At 62.6% G+C, this 6,000-nt stretch carries 6 protein-coding genes; 3 read left to right on the top strand and 3 right to left on the bottom strand.

Features of this window, described 5'->3' with window-relative positions; all coding sequences use genetic code 11:
- Positions 1 to 69: 69 nt before the first annotated feature.
- From NCR38_RS24955 to NCR38_RS24965, 3 genes are all read right to left on the bottom strand, one after another.
- Positions 70 to 639 (bottom strand): M12 family metallopeptidase, encoded by a 570-nt coding sequence (locus NCR38_RS24955; RefSeq protein ID WP_250477743.1) that lies wholly within the window; start codon positions 637 to 639, stop codon positions 70 to 72.
- A 252-nt stretch (positions 640 to 891) separates the two neighbouring features.
- Complete coding sequence (locus NCR38_RS24960; RefSeq protein ID WP_250477744.1) at positions 892 to 2,283, bottom strand: sensor histidine kinase; 1,392 nt, start codon at positions 2,281 to 2,283, stop codon at positions 892 to 894.
- Positions 2,273 to 2,950, bottom strand: coding sequence for a response regulator transcription factor (locus tag NCR38_RS24965; protein WP_061119219.1), 678 nt, complete (start codon positions 2,948 to 2,950; stop codon positions 2,273 to 2,275). Before NCR38_RS24965 ends, NCR38_RS24960 begins: the two co-directional genes overlap by 11 nt.
- Before the next feature lie 197 nt (positions 2,951 to 3,147).
- Between NCR38_RS24965 and NCR38_RS24970 the strand changes: the two genes are divergently transcribed.
- Genes NCR38_RS24970 through NCR38_RS24980 form a run of 3 tightly spaced genes read left to right on the top strand, consistent with a single transcriptional unit; the run spans position 3,148 to position 5,857 of the window.
- The gene (locus NCR38_RS24970) at positions 3,148 to 4,164 is read left to right on the top strand and encodes an ABC transporter substrate-binding protein (protein ID WP_250477745.1); all 1,017 of its coding nucleotides are present in this window, start codon (positions 3,148 to 3,150) and stop codon (positions 4,162 to 4,164) included.
- An 11-nt stretch (positions 4,165 to 4,175) separates the two neighbouring features.
- On the top strand, positions 4,176 to 4,973 hold the full coding sequence (locus tag NCR38_RS24975) for an ABC transporter ATP-binding protein (RefSeq protein WP_061119273.1): 798 nt from the start codon (positions 4,176 to 4,178) through the stop codon (positions 4,971 to 4,973).
- A 23-nt stretch (positions 4,974 to 4,996) separates the two neighbouring features.
- Positions 4,997 to 5,857, top strand: a complete 861-nt coding sequence (locus tag NCR38_RS24980) for an ABC transporter permease (RefSeq protein WP_250477746.1) — start codon at positions 4,997 to 4,999, stop codon at positions 5,855 to 5,857.
- Positions 5,858 to 6,000: the final 143 nt, after the last annotated feature.

Consider the following 6,000-nt stretch of genomic DNA (forward strand, 5'->3'; position numbering starts at 1 on the left):
GCCGCGCAGAAGGCAAGCCGATTGCAGATATCGCCTGACCGCGACTAGCGAAGTTAACGTTTGAACGACTCACCGCGGCCCGTAAAACATCTGCGCCATCACGATATCCGTCGTGCTTAGTTGGCCGTCGCCGTTCCAGTCCGGATTGCAGTAATTCATGATCGATGCCAGATCCCACGCGCCGATCAACGTGTCGCCATAAGTGCCTTGCGCAGGCTCCTTGCATGTCGACGGTGTATCCGGCCGGTTCTGCTCATGCGCAAAACCCATCGCGTGACCGAACTCATGCGCGGCGACATTGCGAATGCAATACTCTTCACGCCCCACGCAACTCGGGCTCCAGTTCCTGAAAGTAAAGTTGAACACCATCCCGCCTACGACATTGTTCAACTCCGTTCCGAGACCTTGCGTATGCGGACCGGTCACGGCGCTGTCCTCGACCGATATCCTTATGCCGTAGTAATTCGGATCGTTCGTGCATTGCTGCCAACCCGTGAACGTGACGCCGGAATGCGCCTCCCAGCTCGCCTCGACCGCGAGACGGCTCCAGTCGCGCTGACTGGCGTACAGCGCGAAGTCAGCGTTGCTCAAGTCCCAGCAGACGCCGATCGGCTCGTGCTTCCAGATGACGGTGGACAAGGCGTATCCCTTGGATGTGGCCTTCTCTTGCGCGCCGGATTGCCTGCCTGCGGAATTGACGCCGTCGTTGTTATCGCCTCCGCCGCATCCGCTCGCCAGCATTCCTAACAATAATGCAAATACCCACGCTCTTAACCGTTTCATTTTCTTCTCCGTGGCCGCACGGCCCGCGCGTCTTGGCGCTCGACAGGAGAAGTATATTTTCTAACGGGCGGTCAAATTCAAATGGTCATTTCATAGTATTCACGGAACTCATCGGTCTTCCGCTCTGCAGCATTCGAAAGCCGCCGTGACCATTACCCCGCGCTCCGGATGCTCACGTTGCCCGAGCCTGATGTCCCCCCGATGCGCCTGCACGATTTCCTTCGCGATCGCGAGCCCGAGCCCCGTGCCGTCCGTCTCCGCCGACGCGCGGTAAAACGGCTCGAACACGCGGCTGCGGGCTTCGGCGGGAATGCCGGGGCCGTTGTCCGTGACGGTCAGCGTCACGCGTTGCGCATCGCGCGTCACCGCGACGGTCACATGCCCGCCTGGCTGCGTATACCGAATCGCGTTTTCCACGATGTTGTAGACGAGCGCCGACAACAACCCTTCATGCCCGATCATCCACGCCGATTCAACGAGCTCCGCGCCCAGATCGATCTCGCGCTTCTGCGCGAACATCGCGAGATCCTCGATCACGTCCTGCGCGATCGCGGCGAGATCGACCTTCTGTCTGGCGAGCTGCGTGTAGTCCGCCGCTTCGGCCTGCGCGAGCAGCAAGAGCTTGTTGGTGAGTCCGACCATCGAGCGATTGCTTCGCTGCATCGCCGCGAGCGCTTCATGCAACGATGGCTCCATCCCGCGGTGCTGCCGCGCGAATTGCAATTGCGTCGCAAGCAGCGTGAGCGGCGTACGCAACTGATGCGCCGCATCCGCGATGAAGCGCCGCTGCGCCGCCACCTGAAGCCCGAGCCGCGCGATGCACTGATTGATCGCCTCGACGATCGGCCGCAACTCCGTATGCAAACGCTCGACGCGCAAGGGCTCGAGCTGCATCGGATCGCGGTCCATCACTTCTTTCTTGACCTTGAGGAGCGGCCGCAATTCGAACGTCAGGCCGATGCAGGCGAGGGCCACCGCGAGGAGCACCATCTCGATCTGCCGCAAGAGTTGCGGGCGCCAGATCTCGCGAACCATCGCGTCGCGCGACGCCTGCGTCTTGCCGACCGAGACCAGCACGCGACGGATCGCGCCGTTGTCGTACATTTGCCGCACGAAGCCGACGACGCGCAACGGCGTGCCGTGAAGGTCCGCGTCGTAATAGCGCGGCGCATCGTGCATCGCCGCCGTCGGTCCCAAAGGAAAATCAGGCAGTCCCGCGAGGAGACGGCCGTCGTCGACGCGCACGTTGTAGAAAACCTGATCGCCCTGGGGCGATGCGAACACTTCGAGCGCGGCAGGCGGAATATCGACGAGCAACCTGCCGTCCGACCACTCCACTTCGCCCGCGATCATCCGCGCCGACGCGAGCAGTGTGTTCTCCTGCACGAGATCCGCGGTGTGCAGCGCGTTGTCGTAGGCGGCCTTGCCGGTCACGAACACGTAGATCGCGAGCGGCACGAGCAGCCACCACAGAAGACGCACGCGCAGGCTATTGGTCATCGTCCTTCTTGCGCAGCAGATAGCCGAGGCCGCGCAGCGTGACGATCGCGGCCGAACTGGCGTCGAGCTTCTTGCGCAGCCGCGAGACGTAGATTTCGAGCGCGTCCTCGCTCGGGCTGTCCTCATGCGTGAAGATCGCATCGAGCAGCGACGCCTTCGACACCGTCTTGCCGAGACGCAGGATCAACGCTTCGAGGACGCTGCGCTCGCGCGGCGTCACGTTGAGCGGCGCGCCTTTGAGCGCGAACTGGCGCGTGTCGATATCGAAGACGAGATCGCCGCACGACACCTCGTTCGCCGTCGACGACGTGCGCCGCCGGATCATCACCTTCACGCGCGCGACGAGCTCGCGCACTTCGAAAGGCTTGACCAGGTAATCGTCCGCGCCCGCGCCGAGCAACTCCACTTTCTCGTCGATGGAACCGCTCGCCGTGAGGATCATCACGGGCGTCGCGTCGCCGCGCTGACGCATGCGGCGCAACACGTTCTTGCCGGACAGCCGCGGAAGGTTGAGATCGAGCAGCACGACATCGTATTGATTCGTGCGCAGCAGTTGATCGGCGGATTCACCGTCCTGCACGGCCTCCAGCACGAACGACGCCTGTTCCAGCATCTTTGCGAGCCAGAGCGAAAGCGTCGGATTGTCTTCGATCAACAGCAGTTTCATGAGCGGTTGCACGCGTGTGCGGAGCTTGGCCGCGCGATTGTAGGGGCTTCGACACGCTTTTGAAGCATCGGGTTAACACCCATGTTTTGTCATCGGCTCAGAAAGCTGGCAGAAGGTTTCGCCTTTCTATAATCGCCGCACACAACTGAAAAAGCGGGCCTTCCCTTACATCACGGCCCACACCAAGGAGACTCCTGATGCGTACTCTGCGCCAGATCGCTGCTGTATCCGGTATCGCTTTCGCACTCGCGGCCGCTTCCGTATCGGCTCATGCGGAGAAGATTTCGATCATGGTCGGCGGCGCGACCAAGATCATCTATCTGCCCGCGAAGCTGACCGAGCAGCTCGGCTACTTCAAGGACGAAGGGCTCGACGTCGAAATCCTTTCGCAGCCCGCCGGCGTCGATGCCGAAAACGAGTTGCTCGCGGGCGCGGTGCAAGGCGTCGTCGGCTTCTACGATCACACCATCGACCTGCAGAGCAAGGGCAAGGAAGTGCAGGCGCTCGTGATCTTCGGCCAGGTGCCGGGCGAAGTCGAAATGGTCTCGACCAAGGCCGCCGACAAGCTCAAGAGCATGGCCGACGTCAAAGGCAAGACGCTCGGCGTGACCGGCCTCGGGTCGTCGACGAGCTTCCTCACGCAATATCTCGCGCAGCGCGCGGGCGTCTCGTCGAAGGAATACACGCTGCTGCCGGTGGGCGCGGACGCGAGCTTCATCGCGGCGGTGAAGCAGGAGCGCATCGATGCGGGCATGACGACCGAGCCGACCGTCTCGCAACTGCTGAAGACCGGCGACGCAAAGGTGCTCGTCGACATGCGCACGATCGAAGGCACGCGCGCCGCGCTGGGCGGCACGTATCCGGCATCGAGCTTCTACGTGCAGCGCGCGTGGGCGCAATCGCACAAGGCGGATGCGGCGAAGCTCTCGCACGCGTTCGCGAAGACGCTCAACTTCATCGCGACGCATAGCGCCGAAGAAATCACCGAAAAGATGCCGAAGGACTATTACGCGAAGAACAAGGACCTGTACGTGGCCGCGCTGAAAGCCTCGCTGCCGATGTTCACGAAGGACGGCAAGATGCCCGCCGACGGCCCCGACACCGTGCTGAAGGTGCTCGCCGCGTTCAATCCTTCGGTGAAGGGCAAGCATATCGACCTGGCGCGCACGTATTCGAACGAATATTTGTCGGGCACCGCGACGGCATCCAAGTGAGACTCGACGCGATGACTTCAACCAGCAAGCAGGATACGCCCGCGATCGAGCTGCGCCACGTCTCGTGCCGCTTCATTTCGCCGGACGGCAAGGCGACGGTCGCGTTGCGCGACTTCAGCATGTCGGTGGCGAAGGGCGAGTTCGTCGCGATCGTCGGCCCGACGGGCTGCGGCAAGTCCACCACGCTCAGCATGATCACCGGCCTGCTCAAGCCGACGACCGGCGAAGTGCGCGTGATGGGCCAGCCGGTGGATGGCATCGATCCGCGCATCGGGTTCGTGTTCCAGGCCGACGCGGTCTTTCCGTGGCGCTCGGTGCTCGACAACGTCGCGGCCGGCCCGCTCTACCGCGGCCGCTCGAAGTCCGCCGCGTATGACGAAGCGCAGTCGTGGCTTCGGCGCGTCGGTCTCGACAAGTTCGGCAAGCATTATCCGCATCAGTTGTCGGGCGGCATGAGAAAGCGTGTCGCGCTCGCGCAGACGTTCATCAACAAGCCCGAAATCCTGCTGATGGACGAGCCGTTCAGCGCGCTCGACATGCAGACGCGCACGCTCATGCAGGACGAACTGCTGCAACTGTGGTCGGCGAATGCGGGCTCGGTGGTGTTCGTCACGCACGATCTGGAAGAAGCGATCGCGCTCGCGGACCGCGTGTTCGTGCTGACGGCGCGCCCCGCGACGCTCAAGAAGGTCTACGAGATCGATCTGCCGCGTCCGCGCATCACGTCCGAGATTCGCTATCACCCGCATTTCATCGAGATTTCGCGCGATATCTGGCACGACCTGCGCGAAGAAGTGCAGATCGGTTGAACCTGCCCCATAGGAACATCAATATGTCCACGCCTCAACAAACGATGCCCTCGGGCATCGATCCCGGCGCACTCGCGCAAGTCGAACGCGAGGCGCAAAAGCGCATCCGCCAGCGCAACGCGCTCGTCATCGGGCTGCGCATCGCGGTGCTCGTGTTCGTGCTCGGCGGCTGGGAACTGTCCGCGCGCCTCCACTGGATCGATCCGTTCTTTTTTTCGATGCCGTCCGCGATCTTCGATCAGATCGTCGAATGGTTCCTCGACGGCACGTCGCAAGGTCCGCTGCTCACGCAAGTGTGGGTCACGCTCGAAGAGACGGGCCTCGGGTTCATCATCGGCTCGGTGGCGGGCGTGTTCTGCGGTATCGTGCTCGGCCGCAACAAGCTGCTGTCGGACGTGTTCAGCATCTACATCAAGATCGCAAACTCGATTCCGCGCGTCGTGCTCGGCTCGGTGTTCGTGATTGCGCTGGGTCTCGGCATGGCGTCGAAGGTGGCGCTCGCGGTCGTGATGGTGTTCTTCGTCGTGTTCGCGAACGCGTTTCAGGGCGTGCGCGAAGCGGATCGCTACATGATCGCGAATGCGCAGATTCTCGGTGCGTCGCGCCGGCAGGTGACGACCTCCGTCGTGATTCCGTCCGCGCTTTCGTGGATTCTCGCGAGCCTGCATGTCAGCTTCGGCTTCGCGCTGGTCGGCGCGGTCGTCGGCGAGTTCCTCGGCTCGAAGCAGGGCATCGGCTTGCTGATCTCGACGGCGCAAGGCGCGTTCAACGCGAGCGGCGTGTTCGCGGCGATGATCGTGCTCGCAGTCGTGGCGCTCGCGGCGGATTATCTGCTGACCGCGCTCGAGCAGCGTCTGCTGAAGTGGCGGCCCACGGCAAATTGACGCGCCCGACAGGAAAAAACCCCACGCGTGGGGTAATGCCGTTCAGTTAGCGCTGCACGGCATTTTTGTTTATGGGGTGAGAAGTGGTTGTAAACGGAGCGCCGGGCTGTTAACTTTCCGGTGCGATGCTTGCCGACCACCTC

The organism is Caballeronia sp. INML1 (assembly GCF_023631085.1).
Lineage (GTDB): Bacteria > Pseudomonadota > Gammaproteobacteria > Burkholderiales > Burkholderiaceae > Caballeronia > Caballeronia turbans.